Genomic DNA, 25,705 nt, shown 5'->3' with positions numbered 1-25,705 from the left:
TAAGATAATACCAATCCTACAACCCTAAGAAATTACTCTAACTAATAAAAACGCTGAAAAAGGTGCTGACCATTCTGGATGCTCTAAGTAGTTAAGATAGGTAAGGACTATATCTATAAACATAGTGAGTATTAATTAGAAAGAAAGAGTAAAAATTGAAAATGATGCAATTTTGAATTGATAGTTTTTCATCGTTTTGTTACCTCTTAACTTTTTTTATAATTAAAATATTGTGGTTCAACTAACGCGCCAGTTAGTTGTATAACGATATAATTAATTTAAACAAATAAATTCACATTTTCAGTTAATAATTATTTCTTTTTTTTTAACAAATAAAAAAACAAAACTTCTAATTAGTAAGATCAAAGGAATTCCTTGAATAAATAAAAATCCTTTATAAAAATCTAAAGTAGTACTATATGGTGAGTCTGTACCCATTCCGCCAATAAAAAGGGCAAATGGGATAGCACATACATTTAGGCTTAAATTTTTCAGTACTAGCGACATTTTTCTATTTGTATTTTTAATTTTTTCTGCTTTGGTGAAAAGTAAAATTGCAGATAAAACGAAAATCGCAATAATTCCATATAAAATAATACTCTCTAACATTCTTTATATGTAGTAAGGTAATATATAAAACTTACAAAACTCATACTACGGTTCACTTCCTATCGTGTTATTTGATATTTAACTCTACATTAGATATTTATCTAACCATGTCTTCCATTCTTTTGAGAAAAATACACGTAATCCAAAAATGAAAAATAACACTCCAAAAATAAAAGTAATATTTGTTATTCTCCAAATATAAGGTGGTGTTAAATCTTTAATAACTTGTATTTCTTGATAATTACTACCTTTATAAGCTAAGAAAATCAGAATCTTTTCTAATCCACTTAACCCTACAAAACTAAGCCCTAAAAATATAAATACAATTCCTAAATATTTCATAAAATTACCTACTTTTAATCTATTTTCATCAAAACTATTCTTTATTAACTTAAATTCACTTAGAATCGGTTCTTTCAAATATTATATGCGTATCAGTACTTCGATCATATGTACCAGTTAATGCGTCCATAAATTCTTCAGTTAAGTCTACCTTCCATGTATCTCCTAGTTTTACTAATTTTAATTTGACTGGTATAGTCACTTTTTCAGCTGATTGACTTTCTGCAATCTTTATAAGATAAGGAATTGAATCCACTACACGGGATCCAATACTTGGTTGTTCTTTCCTTAATAAGTCAATTACTTTATCTTGAGCTTTTCGTTTGTCAATTGTTGTTAACTTTACATTAATCGAAGCATGTTTTTCATCTTTTTTTATGTTACCAATTTTATATTCCGTTTTCTCAAATACGACGCGATTATATTTATTATGCGTTTCCTCAAGGAAATACTCTTTTGCATCTAGATTTTCGATATAACTTGAGGCACTTTTCCATTTGCCTTTTTGAATATTTTCTAAGAAATCATTTGTAGTTTTCAGAGCGGAGCTCTTACTTCCATTCCATAAAACTAAACTTACAATAGTTATAATTATTGCAAATAATAAGACAATTCTTCTCATGTTGTTCTCCTATTTCTTCTAATGTTGTCAACGAAATCTTCCCTATTTTAACTTATAACTTATAGGGAGAACAGAATTTTTTTATTTAATACTTTATATAGGTCCCCTTCTTATTCAAGTATTCTACCAGTTGAACAACAAAAAAAGTTGCCATTGGCTACTCTTGTTGTTCAACTAACGCGCCAGTTAATAAAATATATATTTATATTTTGATCCCTTGCATGTTAATTTAACTTTAAGAGTAGTAAGTAGTTAATTAAATTTGTTACTAAAATAATTAAGAAGCACCAAAAGGTGCTTCTATGTTATTTTCAATATTATTTTTACTACCTTTTATTCTTCATCTTGTTTTGGGACAATTCCTTTATCATTAAAAAGTTGTTGCACTTGGTTAAGAGTTCCATCACTATTATAAAATTCTCTTTTTATTAGACCTATTCCTTTTGCATAATAGTCTATTATATAATCAGAGTCTTCTTGATCCGATTGACCTGTGTAAATATATTCGTTTCTGACTTTAAGAACATTAGAAAAAGTACCCATTGGTATTTTAATAGTAGCATTATTGTCTAAAATCTTATATTTAATGGAAAAATTATTACCTTCTATAATCTGCCACTCTAAGTTCTTCTTGATTGGGAACTTAATAACTTGTTGTTTGCTGGTAGATTTACTTCTGGCTATTTTAATTTCTTTATTAAATACTCTATCATATTGGCTAGTATTCTCGATTTCACCTAGTTGATATTTAAATAGACCTTTTTCTGTTTCTTCAAATGCAAATACATCTTTTACCGAGAAAGACTCATCCGAGTCCCCTGATGTATCACCATCAATAAAATTACTATAATTATCATTAATGTGTCTAACATTTACTACTGAATAAAATCTATCTTCTTTAATTTCAGGAGAATACGTCTCCATAACAAATTGCTTATCTTCTTTTGGCATGTAACTAGTAGTATGATGATATGTAACTTGTTCATCGGTTGTTGTATAATCTTCATTTTTAACTTTATCTTTATTATTTCCTTCAATAAGAGGCATATCTATAAATAAGAGTCTTGTATTGATCAAACCTTTTCCTTCTTGATAGTAATAATGAGTAATTGCAGACTCATCTGATTTATCCGTAATAACATATAAGTTGTTTATTTTCCGTTTATTCAATTTCATCGAACCATTTTTTAATTCTAACTTAAACTTTCTAGAATCCGTTTTCCACTCTTCGCCCTTTTTGATATTTAAATTAATGATGAGTTCTTTTTTATTATTTTTGTATTTATCAATTACATTTTTTTTACTATAAGGAAACATATTTGTTGAATCTTTATTCATTAATTCATATAAACCATTTTTATCTTCATAATAAATATGTGTCATTTTTTGACCGTCTGATATAACAGTTGATTGAACAAATCCCTTATTAAAATACAGATAATGTTCCTCCATTGAACCTGAAGCTGTCATAGTTTCTAAATTTTCTTCTTTAAAAATCCCACCAAAATCATTATCTCCATAAGTATCAAATGGAATTTGATACCGATATACAGTTGGCATATTAGGTAAGAACTTAAAAGGTTTGTGTTTTTCGATAGAACATCCTAATAACGAAACACATATAGCTAAAACTGTTAGAGCTAATAGTTTATTTTTAGTTTTCACGAAAATTGCACTAAATAATATTTTATACTTTTTCAAATGTTTCTCTCTTTCTAGCTACCAATCTTTCAAATTTAAAGATATTTGCTAAGATATTTTACTTAATTTTAACAATTAATGCCCTCATATTTCCAAGGCAAATAATACCATTTATTCCTCAAACTAATTCTACTAACTTGACAAATAACACAATAATATAAAATAGCTGCTTAATAGCAGCTCGTATTGTTTCACTAACGCGCCAGATAGTTTCATAAGGTTTTAACAAACGTTAGTTACTTAAGAACAATTATAAAAAATTAACTATTTACCAGTTAAAATTAACTTTCGTGTTTTAACATTATAAATTTTGTAGCTAATTTCAAACATATGGTCCTTTGTAACTGTCACTTTACAATAATAAGGTATTGCTTTTCCATAAGCATCCAGGGTAGGGATATCACTGAAAGTAAAGATTTCATCAGTATCCATCATTTCAAAGTCCGCGGTTGATGAACGGCTTGATGAATCTATTTCAATAACACATCGTCCACTGACAACATCATATTGCTTTAGCACAACATATTTAAGGCTTGGAAGTGTAATCCATAAGAGTAAACTTCCCAGTAGAAAGCCTCCAAGGCTTTTAGCTACAGTTGCTAATGGATACTCTTTATCAACCCACATCGCTATAAAGGAATATACAGTTCCTACTACTATTAATATCCCTATTATGAGCATAAGGTAATACATTAACATTATTTTCACTTCCTATATCAATTGAATGAATTGAATTTTCTCCTACCGAAGTATCAATTCTCATCTTTCTATTATATCATCCCTCCTCAGTTATCCTGTTTAAGAGTTAAATAAAAAATGAGTTGCCGAAGCAACTCAAGTTATAAAACTAATGCGCCAGTTAGTCGAATTAGGTTTACTTTTAAAATCAATTTCATAATGTTTATCTAATCAATATAAAGCCATATATTAACGCTTAATGGAATTAAAATTAAATGATCCATAAATATCATCCAAGTAAATTTATTATTCTCTTCGAACGAAAAAATGCGAAAAATAAAATTTAATATAACCAATCCTAAAATACTTATTATTAATAGGTAAGCAATATATATCATATTTAAAGTTGAAGTAGGCGTTGAAGGATCATCACTTGCGAACCCAATCAACAGGAATAATGCATGACTTAAAGGGAATACAACAAAAAAAGAAAGTATGTAAAGTATAGTGCTTAGTTTTATTTTCATATAAATAAACTTCTCCTAATATTAAATAAAGCTTTCGATCTATTATAACAGTTTTAAAACTTTACTGATTTATTCTACCAGTTAGAAAATAAAAAATGAGTTACCGAAGCAGCCCACCATTGTACATCTAACGCATCCGTTAGTTGCATAAGGTTACTCAAATTAATTATTCTAAATATCTTTTTACAACTTGTTGTTGTTTTTTATTAAGAGATTCAAAATTTGAATAGAGATTTAGTTTTTTTAATAATTTATCATAAATGTAGTATCCTTTTTCCCCTTTAAAATAATATAATCTATAAAATTCTTTAAATTGGGTTATCGAGGAATCTATTAGTTCTTGATTCTTGTAAAATTCTACAGTATTCACTAGATCTGTCAACTTATCATTAGGAATTGTTTTTATGACTATTTTTAATTCCTTATTTAATTTAATGATGTGATTTATGACAAACTCTCTGTTTCTTTTATTTACACTGTTAGCAAAGTAAAAAAATATTAATAGTAAAATTAAAAATATACTTCCGAACAAGTCCAACTTTTTATCCTCCTAAAAAAGCCATTTAGTTATTAAAATAATATTACCATTTTTGAATAATACTTTTTAATGTAAAGGTTTCAAAAAAAACATACTAAGATTAGTAGTGTAAACCAAGGCATTGGTTAGCACTACTATTTTTTATATAGTAGAAGTGAAGAATAGGTCGGGTAGTCTATGGGATCTTTGAATCTGTAATAAAAACTGACCTACTTCACTTACCTTATTTGAATCAGGTTTAAGTATGTTGGATCCTTTGAGATCGTGTATAAGAAATGGGAATCGATAAGTGTAAGTTGAAGACTTCAAAAGATTCTTGGCGTTAGGAGAGATTTTATGAAACATGTTATTGCGTTTGACATAAGTATGGGGAAAAGTTTTATGGTTATTTACAACCCTTTAAAGCAGTGTGTATTTGAAGGAGAAATCAATCATTCTCGGGTAGATTTGATTAATTTGAAAGAGAAAATTGAACATTTAATTCAAGCGTATGGAGAACTTCCCGAAATCGTATTTGAGTCAACTGGTGTCTACTCAAAACCTTTAGAACGTTTTATGAAGGAGAACAACTTCTCATATTGTTTATTAAATCCATTAGAAGCTAAAATGCAATGCGAATCCTTACGGATTTATAAGACAGATAGAAGTGATGCTCACAAGCTAGCTTTAACGCATTTTACTTTAGAGAGAAGAACGGAAGTTCAATCAGACACTATTTTTAGCCAACTTAAATCTCTTTCTCGTTTTTACAGTGAACTTGATGATGAGTTAAGTGTGATTCGAAATCGTCTACATAAAGTTATGCAGGAAACCTTTCCAGAACTTGAAACCATATTTAAATCAAAATCTGATTTATTCCTGAATATTGCACAGCTATTTCCTCACCCTGATTATGTGTCTAAGAAATCAAAAACTATTATTAAAAATAGAATTATCGCAAATACAAACAAACGGATTTCTTTAATAAAAGCTGAAACAAAAGCATTAGAGCTAATTGAAGCTGCGGAACGGTCCTATCCAGCTGTCTCATCAAATGATGTTCTTTGTGATCATGTTAAAGCTTATGCAAGTCGATATCAAGATTTAGTAAATCAAAAGGAAAAAAGTATTAAAAAGATGATTCAGCTGGCTCAAAAAAGAAAAGAATACGAGATTCTTATTAGTATTCCAGGAATTGGACCCAATTCAGCTGTTAGACTGATGGCAGAAATAGGTGAAATTAAAAGGTTTTCTAATAATAAACAACTCAATGCATATGCAGGGATTGATATTCGTCGTTTCCAATCTGGTAAAACATTCTACAAAGATAAAATCAACAAACGTGGTAATAAACACCTGAGAAAATTATTGTATATCATCATTCAAAACATGATAAAGATGCGACGTTTCGGTCAAAACCATCTTGTGGAATACTATGACAAATTAAAAACGCAACCCTATAACAAGTGTCATAAAGTTGCGTCCATCGCTTGTGTGAATAAACTATTAAAGAATATATTCTTTTTAGTCACTCACGATATGAACTATGATTACAGGCTGGCAACCACATCATAGTCACCCTTTCATTTTAACATATATCTAGACCTATTCAAAAATTCCAAAAGACTAGGTCTATTTGTCATTTCCAATTTTAATTAACATCATAAGTTTATTAGAATTGAAGAATTAGAGTCAAATAATATTAAAATATCCATTGACTAATCGTAAGAAAATAGACTACCTTAGCAGTCTATCGTTTTCCAACTAATGCGCCAGTTAGTTCAATAAGAATTATTGACTAAATTTATTTTCACTTGGTTTTGCTAAAATAATTGATATCAAGAATAAGACAAAACCACCACCAATAGAACCAATTAATGCTGAATCAATTTCCGAGTCAAAAAAGAAAACTTTAACTAAACAATATGCGATAGAAAATGATACAGCTTGAATGATATTTATATAGACTCTCTTTTTAGAAATCATATTTACCTCCATTTGTTTATACCAAATATTCCTTTTTAATATTTCAACAATGTTATTAAAACTCCTTTATCTTATTTAGCAAAGTTGACATGACTATAAAAAGAGGATGATCGATTGATCACCCTCTTTGTGTTGTTCAACTAACGCGCCAGTTAGTTGAAGATTATTTATTTAATTTATATCAGTTTCCTAGAATTGTGATAAACTCATGATTCTTACATTGAGTTCTAATCCATGATTGAAATTCATCAATTAGAACAATTAAATCACTAATATTTTGGTTAATATTTTCCTTAAACTTTGATTCTGTATCTTCCCACAAAAAACCAACCATTGTTTGTATTTCTTCTTCTTTTGGTTCGTCAGTTAAAAAAAGCTTCACATTTTCTAATTGTTCTATAATTAATTCCCATGTATTTTTATCTATTTCACTAACTCCCCAAAGTCCCCAAGGGCTGTAGTCTTTAAATTCCTTCTCAATAGCACGAGACAAATATGTAATAGTTTCCTCTGATAAGTAAATAGATTCTTTATTCCAATGATTACCTGTATTTTTTCCAGGTTTAATTTCTACACATGTACCTTTTAGAGTCTCTACATCATAAAAAATTTTAATTGGAGGTAATTTTAATGATTCTAACTCATTTTGAATAATATCTAAAAGAAAATTACCAAAATCATCAGTAATCATTTCTTGCTCACCCCAGTCTTCACCTATTTTGAAAGAAACAACTGCTGGCTCACTTTCGTCATTGAGTATATTAAAATCTAAGCAATATAAGATTTCGTAATCAATTTCAATAATAGCAAGTAAGTTTTCTGGTAAATTGTTCTCTTTTCTTTGTGACAATGTGAACTGAATCGCATCTGGATTATCAGGATGTGGAGATTTGTAAAAGTTTTCATTAGTAATACCTAATATTTCCCATGTCGCAAAATCACCTGCACCATATTTTCTAATAAAATGGCGATAAGTGTTTGGAAATTTCAAACCTAAAGCAATTTCTGCTTTCTCAATTAATAGGTCCGAACATTCACCAATATAATCGCAATTAACATTGTTTTGTTCCAATAGTACTAAAGCTTTTTCATAATTTGCCCAACTCATTTGTTCTCCCCCAAGATGCTCATTTATTAGTAAGATACCATAAAAATTTGTGTAATTCTTATTACAATAAACAGTCTGTTTGTTTAATAAAAAAAGACCGACTAATCGTCGATCATGTTGTTCAACTAACGCGCTCGTTAATTGAACAGCCTAGTAAAATGTTCAGTACTTTTTATAAAAGCCTTGAATTACTATCCTTGTCTTATAATTTTCTTAAAATTATCTGGTCTATGCTCTTTAATTTTTGAAACTAATTCACCATAAATAGTAACTGACTGTTCCCAAGGATGAGCTAAATATCCCCAGGTGACATTTTCATTTACAAAAAAGTAATAATCTCCATCTGGAAACAAAGGTATTGGTAATTCATTTACATCTAATAAATCTTTTCCTTTGTAGCACGTATGATTCCAATCTAACGCATAAATTGTTTCACTTTCATTTGTGCAATTTTGAAGTGCTTTTAAAATCAGTTCATCATCTTCTTCGGACCAATCCCCTTCTGATATATCAAATGTAATATAAGGTGATGGTAAAATAAATGATGGAAAATTAGTAGTACTTGGATTAAAATTAATTACCCTATCAAAATTATTCCAAATTTGGTTTCTTTCTATATTATCTAATGGTATCCATTTAGGAACATCTGCTACAATCCCATTACCCGGTAAGGGTACAACAAACCACTCATTATCACCGTATCCTTCACCATCTCCGGCTCTCCAACAAATATTTGATTCATAGTTACCATTTATAAATAAGATTTTTCCTGATTCAAAAGTTATTAAGAGGTGAGGAGCAGTATCTCCTAATCTTATATCTAATATTTCTTCTCTTCTTAAATCGAAAAGTAACTTATATTGTTTATCTTCTGATAAACTTTCTATTTCTTTTTCTCTATTTGGAAAATCAGTTGTATTAGGTAGAAATATACTCCACTTCGCCTTGATATCGATCCATAATAATTCAGGATCTGGATTAGAGTAATGTTTAAAATACACAAATGTATTTTCAGAGCTCAATCCAAATCTAATTCCATCTAATTGACTACCAATAAACATTCTCTTTAATGCATTTAGTGCAAATTGTTTTTCTTCTAATTCCATAAAATGACCTCATATTATACTTTTTATTAATTATTCCTTGATTGATTATATCATCTCTTTTTTAACTAATCTGCCAATCTGTAAAATAAAAAAAGAACTGCAGAAACAGTCCTTTATTTTTTTAACTAAAGTGCCATTTACTGCAACAAAAAAACGAGCTGCAAGCAACTCGTTTTGTAGAACTAGCGCGCCAGTTAGTTGTACAAAAAATATGTATATTACTTTACTAGACTTCCAATCAATACCTTAGCCAACTCATCTACACTTTTTACAATATACGTAGGATTTGAATGACTTAGTTCATCAAATGAACCATATCCATAAGTAACTCCAATAGAGTCTATTCCAGTATTAATTGCTCCAATAATATCGTGCTTCCTATCACCAATCATTATAAAATCATTTAATTTATACTCTTTGTACTTATCTAATATGTATTGTATAATTTCAGTTTTTGATGTTCTAGTTCCATCAAGATTGCTTCCCACAACAAGATCAAAGTAATGATCAATATTAAAATAATTTAGGATTTCCTCAGAAAAAACAGTAGGTTTTGAAGTTGCAACTACTAAAGTAAATTGTTGTTCTTTTAACGTTTTTAATAAAGATGGAATGTTAGAATATAATTCATTCTCAAACATTCCCTTTACCTTAAACCTTTTAAGGATAAACTATCTTTAAGTTTAAATCAGACACTTCAGGAAAGTTTATCCAGAAACTATTTATATCGGTTTGTATTTTTACCTCTAACCTTCTACCTTTAACTCCTTCAAATTCTGCTATTAAAACTACATAATTACTGCTTGGAGAGATTGTCCAAAGGTAATTTTCTTCATTAACTACTATTCTTCTTGAACTTTTTTTACTCAGTGTCATAATTTAACCGTCCATATAAATTTGGATTTTATACAACTAACGCGCCAGTTAGTTGTATAAAAATCAGGTTTTTTCTTAATTCTTAAAATAGGTATTTGTAATTATTTTCCATTATTTTGTATAAATTACCATAATTATCCTTTAATATTGATTACCGTGGTACGATTTATAGAATATAAGGGGTAATAAAATGTTAAAGAAAATTTTTGGTATCGTAACATTTTTAGGGGTTTCATTGGGAGTAAGTATTAATTCAGCTTCTGCACCACCTTTACTACTTTAGAAGTTAAAGAGGTTCAATCTGAATTAGGTGGAACAGAATCAATTACAGCATCTCAAACAACAACAACAACAACAACAAAAGATCATGGTGGAAGCTTTATGTACATTACTACCTTCCAAAAAGGGTATAGTTCAAGTAAAACTGCTACTTTCGATGGAACAATTCTTACATTAATTGCTTCTACACCAGTAGATGTCGATGGGGATACAATTGTTGACGGATTTTTATATAAATGGAATGCTTCAGGAAAACAATCAGGTCTATTTAAATATCAAGCAACATCTCAAAACTCACCATGGAACACAATGAGTGATACTTTAAACATTCAATAATTAGAGAGAAGGTATTTTATGCGCGTTAACTCATATTCTGTTCATGCATTTTCTAGTCTAAAGTCTAATCATTTGATTGATAAAAGTAAGTATAAAATTGAATATGACGAAAGTAATTCATTGAATAATATAACGAAATCTACTTTAGATAACAAATTTAATTTTTCAAATATTGAATACGGAGAGTTAGCTAAAAATATTGATGTTACTAATTGTACTAAGGAAGAAATTCAAAATTTAAGTTTAGATTTATTTAAGAGTGGAAACATTACCGAGAAAGAATTTGCTAAAATGGGGTTATTAATTTTAGCAAACGATTTTGAAACGTATAGAGATGTATTACCACCAGGTTCGCAAGACCGTTTCTTCCCAACCTCAAATGGTAGAAGGAACTGGCTAGCAGCTTTTAATAGTCACTTAAAATTAGAAAAAAGTAGTTTTTCTGAAGGACTTCAAGACAGTGTTAAAGTAACTGAAATTTTAAATAACATCGATAAACATAGAATAAAACTAAGTTCATTTAATGAAATGTATACTAATCATAAAAAATAATATAAAATCGTACCTCTTAAAGATGGTAAAAGGGCAACTGAAAAAGTTGCCCTTTTTTCTATTTACAATGATGTTTTAACTTCTTCAACTTTTACAAAATCAGTTTTATCTTTGTAATCCCTATCCATACTCAAGGTCCTCAACTAACGCATCCGTTTGTTGAATAAGGAAGTATATAAATCTTTAATTTTTTTATCGTTCTATCTAAAATTCTTTAAAGTATAAATCTTAATACTCCATACACACCTATTCAGCAACATTACTTTCAGAGTGTTGTTAAAAACCTCTATAAATATTAAATATTCGTAAAATTCGGTATGTTATAATTATTCTAAAGACATTTTCTTTCAAAGGAGCATCTTAAGCCATGAAATTGATTCAACACATTAACTATTCTCTGAATAAGAATGACAAAATAGATATGATATTAGACAAAATAGAAGATGCATTAAATAGACATAGAAAAGAAGATACAAAGAACTACTTCTTTATCTCGGATTCTTCATACACATACGAAGGGAGTGTATCTTCGGTAAGTCGGATACTTAAAAGGTTTCCTGAATTAAAGAAATTTGAAATCGTTTTAGAAGAAAATAACCCAGATAAAATCAGTAGATTCAAAGCGCTAACAAATTTACCTTCTCACAATAAATTCTCATTATATCCAGAATTTAATGGAAAGTGTTTTGAGGATGTTAGTTTTGAGGTGTTAAAGAAAATTGCACTTGGAATACCTCGATCTTACCCTTGCCATAAATCATTATTTGCTTTTTGCGGATTAGATTGGTCTGATGAAAAGAATAACGATTCTGCTTTAGACGATAATTCAATTATTTTGGTTAATAACTGGTGGACCCCAAAAAGAGACATCCTTTTGAATGCCAAAATCGCAAGGGGATTACCAAGTGTTGATTGTTCTACTTTACCATCATTGTCTAAAGACACCAAAGAAACTCTTACCAATCTTGGGCGAATTAAAAGAGATACGTTTGAATGTGTATTTAACGAAGACGAAAAGAATAAAATTGCTGAGGTAACTGCTGCAGGAAATAAACTGTTAGAAACAACATACAGTCGAAACAACATAATGGAATTAATGTCATACCCTTTTGATTTAAAAGAAAAAAAGTCAAGTTCAAGTGAACATAATATCCCTAGGAAGAAAACAATTTCTAGTGTAATAAAAAAACTCGGATATAAACATCTACCTAAAGAGGGTTTTTCAGGCATGCTTGTTTACGGAAAGACTACCGAAAATAACAACAGAATCGTAATTGAATTCGATTCTGGTAAATGGTTCTATGATTTGAGTTGTAATGTTATTTTAGAAGGTCCTGGTTGGAAATACGATTATTCGCACATACCATGCGTAGAGAATTCTTTGGGTGATACATTTCCAATATCTGATGTGGAGACATTAGAAAAAGTTGTTACCAACTTTTGTGTGGTGATAGATTACTTAGAAAATAATTGTTTTAAAGAATTGGATGAATTGCATGGTCCCGCACCTAAATGGTACCTTTATTAATTAAACTACCAAATATTGGAATAGAGGATAGTCGATAAATGATCATCCTCTATTTCTAATTCAACTAACGCATCCGTTAGTTCGTTAGTATAATTTAATTATATTTATTTAACTGTTTTTCAAGACTTTCAATCCTATTTTCAAGTTCAATTATTTTTTTACTTTTGTTTACTCTATATTCCTTAAAGATTATCTTAGTAAGAAATATAATACCAAATATTATTAGAACAAAAATCACTATTTGATAACCTATATCAAACCAATTAATGGCTGATATTGTAACAGTTTCTTTTTCCATAATTTCCTCCATACCATTTAATTCATACTATCTAAAATTATGGATTTTAATTATTTTTTCTCTAAATCGCTAATTCTCTTTTCTAATTCATTCATCTTTTTATTTGATAATCCCTTGATTTTTTTAACAATCTTAAATATTGCATACCCTATTAAAAATAAAATTGCCAAGTCTATTAATGCATTTATTAAACTAAAATTACCCATTAATCATTCTCCTAGAAGCCTTATTTTTATGCGACAAAAATTATTATACTCTATATTCAACTGTACGCCCACTAGCAAAATAAATAGGACTACCGAAGTAGTCCATCCTTGTTCAACTAACGCGCCAGTTAGTTATATAAAATTCTATCTTTTCTTAGTTCGATCCAACACTAATATTCACTTAATATAAACAGCGGATTTATCATATACTCAGTTGGATAAATGTCTTCCCTCATCGTAATTATCCCCACTATAACACCTACGTTACTATTTCGTTTTACTACTTTTACAATTGCAAAGCTATCATTTTCATTTGAAAAAGGGTAGATAATATTTTGAGTATTGAATACTTCGACTTCTATATCAAGAGTATGAAGTTTGTACTCTTTGCCTAGCCAATTAAATCGATAACAGTTGAATGCATTGTGTTCTACCAAATAAACTAACCTTTCCTTTGTTAAAGATAATTCTATCCCTCTTAAATTACCATTTTTATCAAGTTCATTTATGAACTCAGCGTCTATTTCTTCTCCTCTAAGTGCCTTCTTATAAGTCTTGTTAGATAATTTCATGTTGCTTAACTTGTATTTAATATCATCCCTAAATGAATTAGGTATAATTAACTTTGATTTATCTACATAATTAGTCAACTTGTTTTCCTTATTTTGGAAGTAAAGTAGTCTATCGTCGGAAGGTGGTATTACATAATAAAATCCCATATCACATGTTGCATCACAAGTTATTATCAAATATTTCACCTCTAATTTTTATATTTATCATCCTCTTTTCTATAGGTATTCAAAATTCTTATTTAACAATCCTGCCAAATACTTAAATAAAATAAGCAGCCAATAACTGCTCTGGATCTTCAACTAACGCGCCAGTTAGTTGTATATGGATTAATTAAATTTAACAGATCAATTAATAAATTTCATTCGTCTTTCATCAAATGTTTTTTCATCATCAGTTCCGAATCCAAAACCATCTTTGATCAACGAATTAATAGGTGGTAGGGTTTCCGTTACGATTTTCCATTTACCATTTTCCAGAACAGTGGTAATAAAAATATAGTTAACTCCATTAAGTTGATACTCATTTTCTTTATAAACTTTGTAATCAACACCTACATAAAACACTCTAGGATTCTTATATTTTTCTATATAAACAGACGCTAAATATTGTGAAGCATACGAATAAGGTAACTCTTTCCATAGTTTCAACTTTGCTTGCTGTCTACCAAACAGACCATACTTGTATTTTTGATTATGCTTACTTTGAATAAAACCAAGCAACTCTGAATCTTTTACCCACAAGTTAGGAATCGAATACCAGTTATGTTTATCGATATCGTTTATATATTGTTTAACGACATTAAACGGTTCGTTCTTTTTTTGTGCTTGAACAGAACTTGTTAAGATTACAAGCAGGAAAAGAATCGAAAAAATGATGATAGTACCTCTTACTCTTAGCACGGATTTTCCTCCTATAAGTTTTATAGGATATTTTTCCCGACTAAGATTTTCCAATTCAACTAAAGCGCCAGTTAGTTGCATAAGAAATTATGTTAATAAGCAATTTATTCAGTTTTTATTCTTAGTTTTTCTAGTTCTGATAATAAAGATTCATCTACATAAAAGGTTGATTCTTTTCCTTCATATTGATCAGGCTCATACACAAAGTTTGGTACGAGAGGATCTGATTTACTAAATCTAAAATAAATTTTTATACTATTTTCATTTTTTTTATAAAAAATTTTATCTTTATTGCGATACATTATTTTACAAAATCCTTCTTCATCTGCTATTTTAAATTTTGTATTATTTGTAATTACTAAAACATAATCTGCTTTCGAGTTTACATCACTATCTATTAAATAACCCCAGTCTAACTTATCTGCAGAAATTGATTTTCGTTCATCACTGCTAAAAAACAAAAAATTTACTAAGAAACCTATAAAAATTAGCCCAATACATATGAAAAAAATTTTTATTTTAATAAAATTCGCCTCCTAGCTTGTTAGTTTAATACGTACTAGAATAATGATTTTTCATTTAAAAAAGCTGCAATATAGCAGCTAATGTTCTTTAACTAACGCTATCAATAGTTCAATAAGAAAAGAAGATAGAATAAATTGCTACGGAGATAACTCCTATGAACAATAATATTATTCCAACAAAAACAACTCTGTTATATAATCTAAATCTAAGTAATAGTTTTCTTAATATATAAAAAGAATAAAATACTATAATTAAAAAAATTAAAATTACTAAAATTAAATTTAATAAACCGTATCCATCTCCGAGATATAGCGTGGCTCTCGATCCTTCTTCTTTAATAATAAACACCTCTAAATGAATATTTTTTCAAGTTTGTCCGTTCCGTTCTTCCATTTCATGTAATTGATCAAATTTATCATCTAACATATTATAGCATTCTAATTCAACAATTCGGCAGTTAGTATAAAAAAAGAACTGCATAAGCAGTTCCTGGTTGTTCAACTAACGCATCCGTTAGTTACATATCATTGTTAACTTTTTATTGAAGGGAATCACTGTTTGAAAAAGAGTTTTTGCTCTACCTCCTACATTGAATACGACTTTCTTTTCCTGAGATACCTTTTTCTAATGAGACATTAGTAATTTTAACACCATTTTCTGGCGTATCGGACAACGTTATACGTATTCTATCATAGGGAACATCGCCGTGATGGGCTCCATAGTTTAAAGCACTTGCTTGAACGATATGTCTTCGAGTGTCACCAGCAATTCTTTCAATACTGTCTATCCTTGGACACATAATAAAATCAGAGTATTTATTATCAAGATAAGTAAAATACCTGAAATATAATGTTTCATCATATAACTCTTCTTTAGGGGCTCCATAGCTTTCATTTTTCCACCCCACTAAAAGCCAATCATATAGTGCTTCTGATTTTAACGGTACTTTTACATTATTGTGGGTATATAAAACCTCACCATCTACTATTGTGCAAGTATTTCCACCGTTTTTAATACAGTGGAAAATAGGTTCTATAAATGCAATATCGCCGTTTTGCATTTTAACGATAAGTTGTACTGGAGATTTATAAGATTCAAAATTGGTAACACCATTGGCTGGTCTTGATGAGTTAATCCAATTAATAACCTTTCCGATAATAACTTCTTCATAACCATCATTTATTTGAAATATCCGAGATCCTCCAGATAACTGCTTTACTTGTACAGAATTAACTTCCTCAGTTTTTAGTGGGCGAATTCCATTCAATCTTGGCTTGGCATCAGCCTTTACTAATAACATAGGAGAAAATATTAGAGAAAGAAACAGACCAGTTATTACTTGTCTTTTCAAGAATTATGCCCCCTTTAGATATAAGGTTTTAGATATTTTCCCCAAATATTAATGCTGAATACTTAATTATCAAAAACAGATAGTTGCCCATAAAAAAAAATCGACTAAACAGTCGATCATTTGTTCAACTAAAGCATCAGTTAGTTGAAGAGGTAAGGGAATTCTAAATTGAAGAATTCTCCAATTTATTTTTATTGAAATGAACCCTCCATGATAAAATCCGGACGATTTTTTATATATTCTATCTTTTTTAATTGGTACATATTCTCCTTCAACTGATATGAAATAAGAATCCCACCTTCTGGAGGAGGGGAAAGATGACCGCGCATATAAACCACAAGCTCGTTTTTAAATACAGAAAATTCAACGCTCTCTTCTCCCATGGATTTATCGATCTTATCAACTATTTTCTTCTTACCTATTGTTATTTCCACTTTGTCATTTGATAACTTTTTAGTTTTTACATTCTTATATATAATCGCCTCTGGATTATCAACTAATTTCTCTTCATATATTTCTCCAATATTTGTCTTCGTTTTATGTAATACATGAACTTCTGTAATCATAATGCCTGTGCCATGTCCAGTGGTTAAAATGATGACTAACTCTTCTTTTCCATCCTGGTTAATATCTTCAAAAAATAATCTAGGTCCAAATGAAGGAAAATCAGAATTTCTCCAATATGGATACCAACTAACCTTTCCATCGATCTCCAATCTAAATTTTTCTAAATTCCCTTCCCTTTTTGTAGCATAAAGAGTTGCTTTTGCTTTCTTTAGTGTGGCCACTACTTCAGATTGCGGTTCTCCTTTATTTGAAATATGAATCGTCTTATTTTTCTCGTCATAATCGACATCTAGTTTAAGTTCGCTACTTATTGAATGAATAGAAACGAAGGGCAACCCTTCTATGATTCGTACAATGGAATTAGTTCCGAAAACGGGCTGTCCATTCAGAAACACCTTAAAAGGAGTCGCAGCATAAGCAACTGGACCTACAATTATAAATATCAAAATAAATATGGTTAAATACCATTTGGTTTTCATCTAATCAACAGCCTTTTGAGTATTTTTTTGCTATTATGTTCCCCAGGCTACACCTTTACTATCAAAAAAACTACTCTTATAATGAACTTTGCTACCAGTTAGTGCAGCAAAAAAGACTACCGATGTAGTCAATTGATGTTGAACTAACGCTAAGTTAGTTCAATAAATTTTAATCAGCTATATTAATAATTTTTAGCATTTTAGAAAATCCTTTAGTAAAAGGAGTAGGTATATGAAAAAATTACTAGGCTTTTTAATTTTATTTGTATCTTTAATGTTTGTTATTGTGACACCAATTTCAGCAATGCAAACTCGTGGTGATTATTCACATGCTAATGAACATCAAAAATTTAAAAGTGCTAATAAATTTTATACAAAAATGGTTTCAAATGATCCAAATGCTTACACCGAATATTCAAATGCAACCATAAATATAAGAGCTTTAATCTTATATAAAGACTTACCAGGTTTACTACAAAATAAACTAGGAGTCTATAAACGTATTGTACCATTAGAAACATTAACGAAAGATACAAAAATACATTCAAAAAGACAAGTTTATTTATTTTTAACATCAAGAGAATCCAGAAAAGAATCAGAATTTAAATATACAATTATTGATGCAGAGACATGCATCGGAATAATTGGTGGAAGTGCAAGTGGAGGTTCATTAATTAAATAAGAACAGAACATCCTCAATATGGATGTTCTGTTACTCTTTCTACTTAGCTGACCTTACTTTAAAAAAGTGTCTCATAGCATGTTTTGCTATGAAACTAAAGCGCCAGTTAGTTCAATAAGAAATATTAATTTACAAATAACTCTTCTTTCTCTTCTTTACTTAAACCACTAAAGAACTTCTTATGAACTCTCAATTCCTTTTCTTTTTTAGGAAAGATCCTTTCAAACCAAGTTACTCCCATAGGAGTATGTTCGGGTTGAGCATTAACCTTATCCAGAAACCATTCGTACTCTGCAATTACTTCATCATTGATGGTAGTAACATCTTTTTTTCTACTTATAAAATCAAGCTCTGCTAAATCTTTCGCAGTTATATGACCATCAATTTTCTTTACTACTCCAATCTCAGAAGGCATACGCTCTTTGTTTAATGAGACAAAGTAATGAAAACTACTTGGTAGTCTAAATAGGCCTTTCTTTGTATCCTTTTTACTTGCTATATATAACCATTCTCCTTTATTAGCGAAACAGTTAAGGTCCTTTTCATTAATCCCTAATAACATTTTTTCATATTTTTTCATAGGTCACCTCGTTAAATGTGTATGTTTATTATACCAATTTAAGTTGAACTATTCTGTTAGTTATCTAATAAAAAAAGCTGCATTTTAGCAGCTCGTGATCTACAACTAACGCATCCGTTAGTTCAATAAGAAATTTCTTTAATATAAAAGCTCTGTTGAATTTAATGTTGTTACTGTTACTAATCAGGGGGAAACTTTCTCTGTTTTCCCAACCTATCCTGTTATTTTAATATTAATCTCTCATTGTTTTTGAATTGTTTATAGTCATTAATGACTTCCTTATGAAATAATTGCCAAAATTCATTAGTGTTTTGAGGAATTTCGTCTATAGAAAAAAATTCGGCATCACTTGTTTCATCTGTACATTTAATCAAAGAACCCTGCCATTTATCAACCAAGAACAAGAATTCAAATAATTGGTACTCATCACCAAACTTATTTTTCTGACCATACTTCGGATTAGAATAGATTGCAATTACTTTTCCAGAAATTACTTCTAAACCTGTTTCTTCTTTTACCTCTCGAACTAAACATTCGAAAATAGATTCATCTAATTCTATTGAGCCAGCAGGCATCCCCCACCTACCTCCACCTTTTCTCTCAATAAAGAGGATGTTTCCCTTCTGGTCTTCTATAATTGCCCTAATTGACGGGACTATTAATTTTTGATTACCTACAAGATTTCTTAGTTTTCCGATATAAGACTCTTCCCAATTCATTGTTAATCCCCACTTTATCATCATTATCGTCAATAAAAAACGATCTTCGTTCACAGAAACTAATTCAGATAAATATAGTGTTAGTTTCATAAGGATAATATGGATTACTAGTTGAATACACTCCAGTTTATTACCTCTGCTTCTAATACACTTACTTCTCCTAAGCTTAGAATGTGAGGAATAAATGGAAACACTCCAAACTTATTGCCTTTCTTATTTTCTTCCACATAGTAATTTCGGGTATCTATTGGAAACTCAGTAATTTCTTCATATTCCTCTATATCTATAAAATGAACATCTTCGCTATTTATTCTCGCAGCAGGTCCTATATAATTTTCTTTACTGTATAAATAAACCACATTCTTATTATTTACTAAGTTTTTAGTCGGGATTTTATAAAACATTAAATCCATTTTTACTTTAACACCAACAGTTCTAAGGGCATCATAAACAAGATGTGGATGTAAAGGTAGTAAATGAATAACATCATTCCACAGGCAATTCAATTTTGGAATTTCTTTTTCCAAAAGTTTTGGTCGTTCAGGGTGGTCATAGTACTTTTTTGCATAATGTTTATATAGTTCTGAATCCATAAGCTTTATTTTATTTAAGGACATAAGTGTTTCTCCACTCATATTTTTTGGAACCATATGATAAACGTATTTAATAAAATCTCCCCCTTTTTCCATACTCTTTCATTATTCTATTTTTAGTTATTTAGTCCTTCAAATTGAACTATATTGCCAGCACACAAAAAAAAGACCGACTTATTTGTCGATCGTGTTATATAAATAAAGCATCCGTTAGTTAAAGTCCTCTTTGGATTGTCTTGTTGAATAATCAATAGAATTGGCTATTTGAACTAATATTTCAGGGGTCACTTTTTCCGAGATTTTTCCGTTTGCACTAAATATATAATTGAAATTACCTCGTTCAAATACTAATAGATTGGCACCTCTAATATTCATATATGTTGCCTTTTCTCCGTTCTTAAGTTTATATACTCTTACTACGTCCTTATCAAATATTTTCATCCTATACTCTGAAGGCCTTACATTAATAAAGAAATGATTTCCTGATGACTCCTCATTAATAAATTCCATTTCAAACGAGTCATTCTGTTCGCCTTCCAAATCATTAAATCGTCCAAAAACATGAGTAAATGGAATTGGTGGGACTCTCAATGGTAGTTCTAAGTTATGTTTAAAATGTTGTTCAAATGCTTTTACAGCTTTATCGACGGATACATATCCAAGTTCGGAATAAGATTCTTCTAAGGTGCGAGTTTTATGGTTTGAGTTTGCATAAACCGTACCATTAAATGATACAAAAATATATGTCAAAAATATAAATATAAGAGAAATAAACTTATTCAACATAATCACCCTTTTTCTATTTATTGATTATTTTATCCAAGCCTATTCCTACTATCCTTATAAAACGAATCTGCCAGTTAACCAACAAAAAAAGAGTTACCGAAGTAACTCATGTAATGCAACTAACGCATCCGTTAGTTACATAAGAATTTGATATTTTAAAGCCTTTTAATCCCACTGATTAAAAATTACATCACCAATTCTGTTGGGTTGCCAAAAGGCTATTTGTTTCAATTCTGCTCTATTCAAATCATTTTCATTTTCTATAATATTCTTTTTTGATCCTAACTTTATATTCAATGGTTCGTTTAGCTCATTTGTACTTAAAACTCTATAAAAAACGTTAAACTCATTTACTAATCGTGGTTCATCAATAAATTTAATTTCACCTAAATCAACATTTGTAGCAAAAGCTACAAATGGATAATGGCTATTCAATAGAATGTAAAAATGTTTACTGAAAACATTAACTTCCACAATATAGAAATTCGTATCTATTTGTGGTTCTGTAAATTTTATCACTTTCCCTCCATTACTGTTTATGATACTATGACAAATCTTTTTAAATTGTTTACCATCATTATTGGGTGGCCTATCTTGTTTTTCATAATTGCCTGTAATACCGTTAAGAAGTATCATCAACTAACTCCTTCTTTAATTTAAATACCCTTTTGTAAATAAATAAGTCCGTTTATATTTTACTAACGCGCCAGTTAGTTATATAAGAAATACTAAGTTTAATTTATTTTCTCCTAGCCCATATGCAAGTAGAAAAATGTAGACTACTGAGCAAATTGCAATAAAGTTAAAAGCTATGGGTACCCATTTTACTATCCCCTTTTTACCCTTTAATCCTGTTAAAGATCCAATTACAGGCAAAACAATCAATGAAACGATTATTAATCTTCCAAATTGACCGAATGATCCATATGAGCCATTAATTAGTAAATATGACAATAGTATAAATACACCTAAAGATAGAAAAGAAAATACACTGTATTTATTCATTAACTATTACTCCATTCCTTATGTAATAAATCCCTTTATAAAATTTCCAAATTCTTACATAAGTATATTTCCATTTGCTTGTTTTAAATTCCTTTATTTCCTATATCAATTAAACATCCTTGTACATTTTGGTACTAAAAATGGTGCAATAGAAAACATAACCTTATTTATTTAACGCGCCAGTTAGTTACATTAGAAAAACTTAAATTCATCTTATATACAAATTACTTTTATGCGCCAATTTTTCGTATTCTTTGAACATTAGTTCCTTTTTTGAATATAGAGGTAAACTAAGATCATAATTTCCAATCAAGACCGTTTCCGTTTTTGGAAAATAGAATGTCGAAAGTACATCTTCCCTTGCAATTAACTTAACAAGAGTATATAAAACTTTTAAATCATATACTTTTAAGAAATACCCATCATTTAATAAAATATTTAAAAATATTGTTCGATCTTCTGGTTCATCTTCCTTTATTACTCTATTAATTACACTATTCTTGTTAAATTCATTCAAAAATTTATCGATTTTAACAAAGACAGGTTCACCATGATTTAACCGAAAAACATCACTGATGAAATTCAGGTATTTACCAACATGTTTTTGTCCGAAATCATCAATCCATAAGTATTTTCTTGCCTCGTTCTCTGATAAACAAAAGCTAAAAACATCTAAGATTCCAATTCCTTTAAAAATAGATTCAGGTGTCTCAAGAGTATCTACTTTTAAAGAACCAAAAATTTTATACAATAACCTTAGATCATTTAGTGTAGCACCTAAGAATCTTTTGTTTATTTCTTCTTTCTTCATTACATCACCTTAACTTATCTATTAATTACTTAATTATAAATTATATCATTCCTTGTTGAACTATTCTGCCAATTAATTGAACAAAAAAAGCCGCAATAGCGACTCGCGATCTTGTTTAACTAACGCGCCAGTTAGTTGAATTTGTATTTAATTTAATTACGTTTTACTAAGTCTGGATCTAGTGCTACAAAATGTGGCCCAGCACAGTCTTCTTCTTTAATCCCTATTTCATGATTATTTTTACAAACAATATTATGTCCATTATCTCCGCTTAATCCACAACAACCACTCAATCTATCTGGATTCGGGTGAGGTCTTGAATTAATTAAATCTTTAATATTAATAATAAAGAAATCTTTTGTATTCAATACAGAAGGAGTTCCATGAAAGTACCTACCAATTGGAGAGAAATCAAGGATATAGAAACCTTTGCGAATATATTCTTGGTCACCATTACTATACAATAATTTGATATTTTTCAATTCCTCTAATTCTTTAGAAACATTTATTCCACAGGTTTTACAAATCAGCTTCATCTGGTTGTACACTCCAATTCTTCTTTACAATTATTATGAAAATAATTGTAACATTTCCTTAATGATTTAGGTTAAATAATAAAATTTCTTATTCAACTAATCCCCTTTTAGGGTAACAAAAAAAGAGCCACTCTGTGACTCTGGTTATTCCAGTAACGCTTTCGTTAGTTGTACAACAGTATATTTATAATGTTAATAACAGCTAATTATTATTATACAATTTTTAGTTCAACCAATATCGCAATAATTCCTATAGTTAATAGTGCCAAACCAAGTAAAGCATATACAATTTTAGTAACCCACCAGGGTAACTTAGGGAGTGTTACTCTTAAAAATTCATCCATAAAAGTACCATTTACTAAAGTTGAAGTCCACTTAGGAATATCACTTTTATGTCGTTCTAAATTATAAAGGTATGCATTCACACATCCTACAATTCCACCAATTAGAAATATTAGTGCTACAATCCAACCCCACATATTATCACCTTTTTATAATTTCGTTCCTGCTTTCTGTAATGTTGAAGTTATTGGCTTCACAACAATGCAGCTCATGATCCTAATCTTAAACTCTTGCGGCCGTTAGTTCAATAACATTAATATCCAAGTTGTTGCTTTAGTTATAAAATGACTCAAGTTCCTTTATCCATTGTTTGAATACTTTCTCGAATGGAAGATTATTTTTCACTTTAAGATATCGCTTATTTTCGGGAGTCTGTTTATACCATTTAATGTAATCAATGCTTTGTTCCTCATTATCATCAATAGAGAAAGACTCAATAAAAAATACATGATTTTCATCAGATACATAACAATAACCTTCATACATAATATTTTTTATGTGTGCCATTGGATGACCATGATTACGAGTACAAATTTCTAAATTTCCTTTTAATGATTTAAAGATTTCAATAAATTTTTGAAAATATATTTTTCTTACTCTTACCCCAACTGTTGGATAGTAGTTCCTATTTTTTGAACCAGTATACCGTTCTTCAATATATACTTCATAATAATCATCTAAGTTAAAGTTTGGTTCATTCATATCACGCATGTAATAATTATGGTATTTATTTATTATTTTTTCTCTATGATAGTATGGTGCAACGTATTCTCCGTAAAGTAAGAGAATTTTAGTCTCAATTGATTTAGTTTTGAATTCCAATATATTGTTCTCCCATATATAACATTAAAGATTTTTCGTCTCATATTTTAAGCTCAATTATAACATTTCTTATTCAACTATACCTTCAGTTAGTGTAAAAAAAAATCGACTATACAGTCGATCAAGTTGTAGTTAGTTATATAATAAATAACGAAAAATGTTCATGTATTCCAATATTGTTTGCTTAATTGAGCTAACTCGCCATATGTAATTTCTCTCTCATCTTGGTCGTAAATTTTTATGTTTTCTGTTTTTATAAAGAGTTCTCCACCTTTATTTACAGTAGTTAGACACGTTACCACCAGTTTATCTTCAACATCTTTCGCACTTAGAATCTCTAACTCATAATTATTTATAATTTCTAAATCATAAACAAAATTTTCTTCTTCCCAAAATTTAAAATAAATTTCTTCACAATTTATCAATTCACATATAAAATAATTAAAATTTTTATTAATTAACTCAGCTAAATATTCAATTTCAATCTTCAATTTTATTAAATTAGGATTTTTTGAAAGTGGAACAATACTACCATCATGAAAGTTATTGATAACTTTGATTTGATCCTCTAATTTCAATTAGTTCACCATCTTTTTTAAATACTATTAAAGTAATTTTTGTACAACTAAAGCGCCAATTAGTTGAATAAGATATTTATAAGTTTTATTAGTTTTTTGATAAATCAAAGAATATACCAAACATTTCAAATGCTGAATATTCAATTTTATTTCCTTTTTCATCAAGAAAAGTCACTTTATATTTTCTGAAAATTCCACCATCTTTAAAACTACTTGCTTTATAATTTAAATGCCCATCGGGTCCATACCAACCAAATTTATGACCCCTATTATCATAACCTAAATGTTTCTCTGTTTTTAAAAACTTCTCAAAATAGGACCAGCCCAATCCATCTATTATATATGAGCTAATTATTGAATAATAAAAAACTGATATTAATAATACTTTAATTATTTTCTTAAGCGAACTATTCATTTCATACCTCTGTCAATCTTCTTTATTTTAGGTTTTTTATTCAAATCTCTTCTTAGATGCTTTTATTCTATATCTTTAATGGATTAAGGGTAGAAGTCTTACTAAAAATCTGTCACTTCGAACATTATTAAAGATTCTCAGATTTATGAATACTACCACACTGTTTTAACT

The 25,705-nt window shown here is 29.2% G+C and carries 34 protein-coding genes and 1 pseudogene; 5 read left to right on the top strand and 30 right to left on the bottom strand.

Annotation, left to right across the window (positions count from 1 at the left end):
• Positions 1 to 300 precede the first annotated feature (300 nt).
• From ACX6U0_RS00175 to ACX6U0_RS00150, 6 genes are all read right to left on the bottom strand, one after another.
• Entirely contained in the window at positions 301 to 609 is a 309-nt protein-coding gene (locus ACX6U0_RS00175) for a hypothetical protein (RefSeq protein WP_464957989.1), read from the bottom strand.
• 84 nt (positions 610 to 693) lie between these two features.
• Positions 694 to 951, bottom strand: a complete 258-nt coding sequence (locus ACX6U0_RS00170) for a hypothetical protein (RefSeq protein ID WP_464957988.1) — start codon at positions 949 to 951, stop codon at positions 694 to 696.
• A 55-nt stretch (positions 952 to 1,006) separates the two neighbouring features.
• Positions 1,007 to 1,573 (bottom strand): hypothetical protein, encoded by a 567-nt coding sequence (locus ACX6U0_RS00165; protein ID WP_464957987.1) that lies wholly within the window; start codon positions 1,571 to 1,573, stop codon positions 1,007 to 1,009.
• A gap of 333 nt (positions 1,574 to 1,906) precedes the next feature.
• Complete coding sequence (locus ACX6U0_RS00160) at positions 1,907 to 3,274, bottom strand: hypothetical protein (RefSeq protein WP_464957986.1); 1,368 nt, start codon at positions 3,272 to 3,274, stop codon at positions 1,907 to 1,909.
• A gap of 264 nt (positions 3,275 to 3,538) precedes the next feature.
• On the bottom strand, positions 3,539 to 3,973 hold the full coding sequence (locus ACX6U0_RS00155; protein ID WP_464957985.1) for a hypothetical protein: 435 nt from the start codon (positions 3,971 to 3,973) through the stop codon (positions 3,539 to 3,541).
• Positions 3,974 to 4,645: 672 nt separating this feature from the next.
• Positions 4,646 to 5,017 carry a hypothetical protein gene (locus ACX6U0_RS00150; protein WP_464957984.1) on the bottom strand — a complete coding sequence of 124 codons (372 nt, stop codon included), beginning with the start codon at positions 5,015 to 5,017 and terminating at the stop codon, positions 4,646 to 4,648.
• A gap of 336 nt (positions 5,018 to 5,353) precedes the next feature.
• Here ACX6U0_RS00150 and ACX6U0_RS00145 point away from each other — a divergent pair, with 336 nt between their 5' ends.
• Entirely contained in the window at positions 5,354 to 6,571 is a 1,218-nt protein-coding gene (locus ACX6U0_RS00145; protein ID WP_464957983.1) for an IS110 family RNA-guided transposase, read from the top strand.
• A gap of 216 nt (positions 6,572 to 6,787) precedes the next feature.
• On the opposite strand, the gene ACX6U0_RS00140 is transcribed toward ACX6U0_RS00145, so the two are convergent.
• The 5 genes and pseudogenes from ACX6U0_RS00140 to ACX6U0_RS00120 all read right to left on the bottom strand — a co-directional run bounded on the left by ACX6U0_RS00140 (position 6,788) and on the right by ACX6U0_RS00120 (position 10,072).
• Complete coding sequence (locus tag ACX6U0_RS00140) at positions 6,788 to 6,982, bottom strand: hypothetical protein (RefSeq protein WP_464957982.1); 195 nt, start codon at positions 6,980 to 6,982, stop codon at positions 6,788 to 6,790.
• A gap of 181 nt (positions 6,983 to 7,163) precedes the next feature.
• Positions 7,164 to 8,090, bottom strand: a complete 927-nt coding sequence (locus tag ACX6U0_RS00135; RefSeq protein WP_464957981.1) for an SMI1/KNR4 family protein — start codon at positions 8,088 to 8,090, stop codon at positions 7,164 to 7,166.
• 191 nt (positions 8,091 to 8,281) lie between these two features.
• The gene (locus ACX6U0_RS00130) at positions 8,282 to 9,196 is read right to left on the bottom strand and encodes a DUF2716 domain-containing protein (RefSeq protein ID WP_464957980.1); all 915 of its coding nucleotides are present in this window, start codon (positions 9,194 to 9,196) and stop codon (positions 8,282 to 8,284) included.
• 218 nt (positions 9,197 to 9,414) lie between these two features.
• Positions 9,415 to 9,858, bottom strand: a pseudogene (locus tag ACX6U0_RS00125) (HAD hydrolase-like protein); the annotation flags it as partial.
• The gene (locus ACX6U0_RS00120; RefSeq protein ID WP_464957979.1) at positions 9,857 to 10,072 is read right to left on the bottom strand and encodes a hypothetical protein; all 216 of its coding nucleotides are present in this window, start codon (positions 10,070 to 10,072) and stop codon (positions 9,857 to 9,859) included. The pseudogene ACX6U0_RS00125 and the gene ACX6U0_RS00120, both read right to left, overlap by 2 nt.
• 324 nt (positions 10,073 to 10,396) lie before the next feature.
• Between ACX6U0_RS00120 and ACX6U0_RS00115 the strand changes: the two genes are divergently transcribed.
• The 3 genes from ACX6U0_RS00115 to ACX6U0_RS00105 all read left to right on the top strand — a co-directional run bounded on the left by ACX6U0_RS00115 (position 10,397) and on the right by ACX6U0_RS00105 (position 12,767).
• Positions 10,397 to 10,687, top strand: coding sequence for a DUF4879 domain-containing protein (locus ACX6U0_RS00115; RefSeq protein WP_464958855.1), 291 nt, complete (start codon positions 10,397 to 10,399; stop codon positions 10,685 to 10,687).
• A gap of 18 nt (positions 10,688 to 10,705) precedes the next feature.
• Positions 10,706 to 11,239, top strand: a complete 534-nt coding sequence (locus ACX6U0_RS00110) for a hypothetical protein (RefSeq protein WP_464957978.1) — start codon at positions 10,706 to 10,708, stop codon at positions 11,237 to 11,239.
• 367 nt (positions 11,240 to 11,606) lie between these two features.
• Positions 11,607 to 12,767, top strand: coding sequence for a hypothetical protein (locus tag ACX6U0_RS00105; protein ID WP_464957977.1), 1,161 nt, complete (start codon positions 11,607 to 11,609; stop codon positions 12,765 to 12,767).
• A 94-nt stretch (positions 12,768 to 12,861) separates the two neighbouring features.
• Here the strand turns inward: ACX6U0_RS00105 and ACX6U0_RS00100 are convergent, their stop codons facing one another.
• The 7 genes from ACX6U0_RS00100 to ACX6U0_RS00070 form a co-directional block, all read right to left on the bottom strand.
• On the bottom strand, positions 12,862 to 13,065 hold the full coding sequence (locus ACX6U0_RS00100; RefSeq protein WP_464957976.1) for a hypothetical protein: 204 nt from the start codon (positions 13,063 to 13,065) through the stop codon (positions 12,862 to 12,864).
• A gap of 50 nt (positions 13,066 to 13,115) precedes the next feature.
• Entirely contained in the window at positions 13,116 to 13,271 is a 156-nt protein-coding gene (locus tag ACX6U0_RS00095) for a hypothetical protein (protein ID WP_464957975.1), read from the bottom strand.
• Between the two features lie 170 nt (positions 13,272 to 13,441).
• Positions 13,442 to 14,020 (bottom strand): hypothetical protein, encoded by a 579-nt coding sequence (locus ACX6U0_RS00090; RefSeq protein ID WP_464957974.1) that lies wholly within the window; start codon positions 14,018 to 14,020, stop codon positions 13,442 to 13,444.
• 168 nt (positions 14,021 to 14,188) lie between these two features.
• Positions 14,189 to 14,743 (bottom strand): hypothetical protein, encoded by a 555-nt coding sequence (locus ACX6U0_RS00085; RefSeq protein ID WP_464957973.1) that lies wholly within the window; start codon positions 14,741 to 14,743, stop codon positions 14,189 to 14,191.
• A 104-nt stretch (positions 14,744 to 14,847) separates the two neighbouring features.
• On the bottom strand, positions 14,848 to 15,204 hold the full coding sequence (locus ACX6U0_RS00080; RefSeq protein ID WP_464957972.1) for a hypothetical protein: 357 nt from the start codon (positions 15,202 to 15,204) through the stop codon (positions 14,848 to 14,850).
• A 641-nt stretch (positions 15,205 to 15,845) separates the two neighbouring features.
• Positions 15,846 to 16,619, bottom strand: a complete 774-nt coding sequence (locus ACX6U0_RS00075; RefSeq protein ID WP_464957971.1) for a hypothetical protein — start codon at positions 16,617 to 16,619, stop codon at positions 15,846 to 15,848.
• A 191-nt stretch (positions 16,620 to 16,810) separates the two neighbouring features.
• A complete protein-coding gene (locus ACX6U0_RS00070; protein ID WP_464957970.1) occupies positions 16,811 to 17,665 on the bottom strand; it encodes a hypothetical protein in 855 nt (284 codons plus the stop codon).
• A gap of 232 nt (positions 17,666 to 17,897) precedes the next feature.
• Between ACX6U0_RS00070 and ACX6U0_RS00065 the strand changes: the two genes are divergently transcribed.
• Entirely contained in the window at positions 17,898 to 18,347 is a 450-nt protein-coding gene (locus ACX6U0_RS00065; RefSeq protein WP_464957969.1) for a hypothetical protein, read from the top strand.
• 124 nt (positions 18,348 to 18,471) lie between these two features.
• Here ACX6U0_RS00065 and ACX6U0_RS00060 read toward each other — a convergent pair whose 3' ends face one another.
• The 12 genes from ACX6U0_RS00060 to ACX6U0_RS00005 form a co-directional block, all read right to left on the bottom strand.
• On the bottom strand, positions 18,472 to 18,927 hold the full coding sequence (locus ACX6U0_RS00060; RefSeq protein WP_464957968.1) for a hypothetical protein: 456 nt from the start codon (positions 18,925 to 18,927) through the stop codon (positions 18,472 to 18,474).
• A gap of 221 nt (positions 18,928 to 19,148) precedes the next feature.
• On the bottom strand, positions 19,149 to 19,646 hold the full coding sequence (locus tag ACX6U0_RS00055; RefSeq protein ID WP_464957967.1) for an NUDIX domain-containing protein: 498 nt from the start codon (positions 19,644 to 19,646) through the stop codon (positions 19,149 to 19,151).
• A 107-nt stretch (positions 19,647 to 19,753) separates the two neighbouring features.
• Positions 19,754 to 20,335 (bottom strand): group-specific protein, encoded by a 582-nt coding sequence (locus ACX6U0_RS00050; protein WP_464957966.1) that lies wholly within the window; start codon positions 20,333 to 20,335, stop codon positions 19,754 to 19,756.
• Between the two features lie 114 nt (positions 20,336 to 20,449).
• Entirely contained in the window at positions 20,450 to 21,025 is a 576-nt protein-coding gene (locus ACX6U0_RS00045) for a hypothetical protein (protein ID WP_464957965.1), read from the bottom strand.
• A 165-nt stretch (positions 21,026 to 21,190) separates the two neighbouring features.
• The gene (locus tag ACX6U0_RS00040; RefSeq protein WP_464957964.1) at positions 21,191 to 21,661 is read right to left on the bottom strand and encodes a hypothetical protein; all 471 of its coding nucleotides are present in this window, start codon (positions 21,659 to 21,661) and stop codon (positions 21,191 to 21,193) included.
• Between the two features lie 78 nt (positions 21,662 to 21,739).
• Positions 21,740 to 22,030 (bottom strand): hypothetical protein, encoded by a 291-nt coding sequence (locus ACX6U0_RS00035; protein ID WP_464957963.1) that lies wholly within the window; start codon positions 22,028 to 22,030, stop codon positions 21,740 to 21,742.
• 208 nt (positions 22,031 to 22,238) lie between these two features.
• Positions 22,239 to 22,841 carry a hypothetical protein gene (locus ACX6U0_RS00030; protein ID WP_464957962.1) on the bottom strand — a complete coding sequence of 201 codons (603 nt, stop codon included), beginning with the start codon at positions 22,839 to 22,841 and terminating at the stop codon, positions 22,239 to 22,241.
• 152 nt (positions 22,842 to 22,993) lie between these two features.
• Complete coding sequence (locus ACX6U0_RS00025) at positions 22,994 to 23,377, bottom strand: hypothetical protein (RefSeq protein ID WP_464957961.1); 384 nt, start codon at positions 23,375 to 23,377, stop codon at positions 22,994 to 22,996.
• Between the two features lie 212 nt (positions 23,378 to 23,589).
• A complete protein-coding gene (locus tag ACX6U0_RS00020) occupies positions 23,590 to 23,856 on the bottom strand; it encodes a hypothetical protein (RefSeq protein WP_464957960.1) in 267 nt (88 codons plus the stop codon).
• 136 nt (positions 23,857 to 23,992) lie between these two features.
• The gene (locus ACX6U0_RS00015; protein WP_464957959.1) at positions 23,993 to 24,541 is read right to left on the bottom strand and encodes a hypothetical protein; all 549 of its coding nucleotides are present in this window, start codon (positions 24,539 to 24,541) and stop codon (positions 23,993 to 23,995) included.
• A 161-nt stretch (positions 24,542 to 24,702) separates the two neighbouring features.
• On the bottom strand, positions 24,703 to 25,119 hold the full coding sequence (locus ACX6U0_RS00010) for a hypothetical protein (RefSeq protein ID WP_464957958.1): 417 nt from the start codon (positions 25,117 to 25,119) through the stop codon (positions 24,703 to 24,705).
• Between the two features lie 88 nt (positions 25,120 to 25,207).
• Positions 25,208 to 25,534, bottom strand: coding sequence for a hypothetical protein (locus ACX6U0_RS00005; protein WP_464957957.1), 327 nt, complete (start codon positions 25,532 to 25,534; stop codon positions 25,208 to 25,210).
• Positions 25,535 to 25,705: the final 171 nt, after the last annotated feature.

It is taken from the genome of Gottfriedia sp. ABJ_BB2_2 (genome assembly GCF_055484705.1).
Note: the sequence above shows the minus strand (reverse complement) of the source record. Positions and strands in the feature narration are given on the sequence as shown.